The 1,755-nt window shown below is 71.5% G+C and carries 1 protein-coding gene; it reads left to right on the forward strand.

The genetic code is table 11. The features are described from left to right. On the forward strand, nucleotides 1-1,749 hold a 1,749-nt coding region (locus tag PKE44_RS19060), incomplete at its 5' end, for an efflux RND transporter permease subunit (RefSeq protein WP_324554379.1). Between the last annotated feature and the right edge of the window lie 6 nt (nucleotides 1,750-1,755).

A 1,755-nucleotide genomic window follows, 5' to 3' on the forward strand; every position in this document is an offset into this window, starting at 1 on the left:
GCCTACACCAAGACCTTCGCGATGGCCGGCGCGGCGCTGCTGTCGGTGACGCTGGTGCCGGCGCTGATGGTGATCTGCATCCGCGGCCGCATCGTGCCCGAGCACCGCAACCCCCTGAACCGCGTGCTGATCCGGCTGTACCGGCCGCTGATCGGCCTCGTGCTGCGCCACCCGCGCACGACGGTCGTGGTGGCGCTGCTTGCGCTGCTCGCGAGCGTGCTGCCGGCGAACCGCCTCGGCAGCGAGTTCATGCCGAGTCTCGACGAGGGCACGCTGCTGTACATGCCGACGACGCTGCCGGGTTTGTCGGTGACCAAGGCCGCCGAGCTGATGCAGACGCAGGACCGCATCATCCGCAGCTTCCCCGAGGTCGCCTCGGTATTCGGCAAGGCCGGGCGCGCAGCCACCGCCACCGATCCGGCACCGCTGGAGATGTTCGAGACCGTCATCAACCTCAAGCCCCATGAGCAATGGCGCCCGGGCCTGAGCACCGATCGCCTGATCGCGGAGATGGATGCCGCGCTGCAGTTCCCCGGCGTCGCCAACGCCTGGACCATGCCGATCAAGGCGCGCATCGACATGCTCTCGACCGGCATCCGCACGCCGGTCGGCGTCAAGGTGTTCGGCCGCGAGCTCGACGAGCTGGAGCGGCTGGCGCGGGCGGTCGAGGCGGCCGTGCGCAGCGTGCCCGGCACCGCCAGCGCCTACGCCGAGCGCATCACCGGCGGCTACTACCTGACCATCGACCCCGACCGCGGCGCGCTCGCGCGCCAGGGCCTGACGGTCGGCGAGCTGCAGGAGGTGATCGCCACCGCGCTCGGCGGCGAGACCGTGACCACCGCGGTCGAGGGCCGCGAGCGCTTCGGCGTCAGCGTGCGCTATCCGCGCGAGCTGCGCGCCGATCCGCAGTCGATCGCCGCGCACGTGCTGGTGCCGACGCCGGCCGGCGCGATGCTGCCGCTCGGCCAGCTCGCGAGCATCACGCTCGGCAAGGGCGCCCCCGGCATCCGCACCGAAAACGCCCTGCTCGCGGCCTACGTGTATGTCGATGTGCGCGATCGCGACATCGGCGGCTACGTGCGCGACGCGCAGCGCGCCGTGCGCGAGCAGGTCAGCTTCCCGGCCGGCTACTACGCGACCTGGAGCGGCCAGTTCGAGTACATGCAGCGCGCGCAGGCGCGGCTCGCCGTCGTCGTGCCGCTGACGCTCGCGATCATCTTCGTGCTGCTGTACCTGAACTTCCGGCGCCTGACCGAAACGCTGATCGTCATGCTGTCGCTGCCGTTCGCGCTGGTCGGCGGCGTGTGGCTGATGGATCTGCTCGGCTACAACCTCAGCGTCGCCGCGGCGGTCGGCTTCATCGCGCTGGCCGGCGTCGCCGCCGAGACCGGCGTCATCATGCTGATCTACCTCGATCACGCCTGGCGCGACGCCTGCGCGCAGCGGGCCGGCAGACCGGAGCTGTCCGACCTGCACGCCGCGATCCGCGCCGGCGCCGTCGAGCGCGTGCGCCCGAAGATGATGACCGTCACCGCGATCATGGCCGGCCTGCTGCCGATCCTCTGGAGCAGCGGCACCGGCTCGGAAGTCATGCGCCGCATCGCCGCGCCGATGGTCGGCGGCATGGTTTCCTCGACCGTACTGACGCTCGCGGTGATCCCGGCGCTGTACCTGCTGGTCAAGCGCCGGACGCTCGCGGATGCCGGCGGGCTGCAGGCCGGACCGGCATCGGTGCCGGAATCCCGCTGAGGCAGC

Origin of the sequence: Plasticicumulans sp., from assembly GCF_035331805.1 — a bacterium.
GTDB lineage: Bacteria > Pseudomonadota > Gammaproteobacteria > Competibacterales > Competibacteraceae > Plasticicumulans.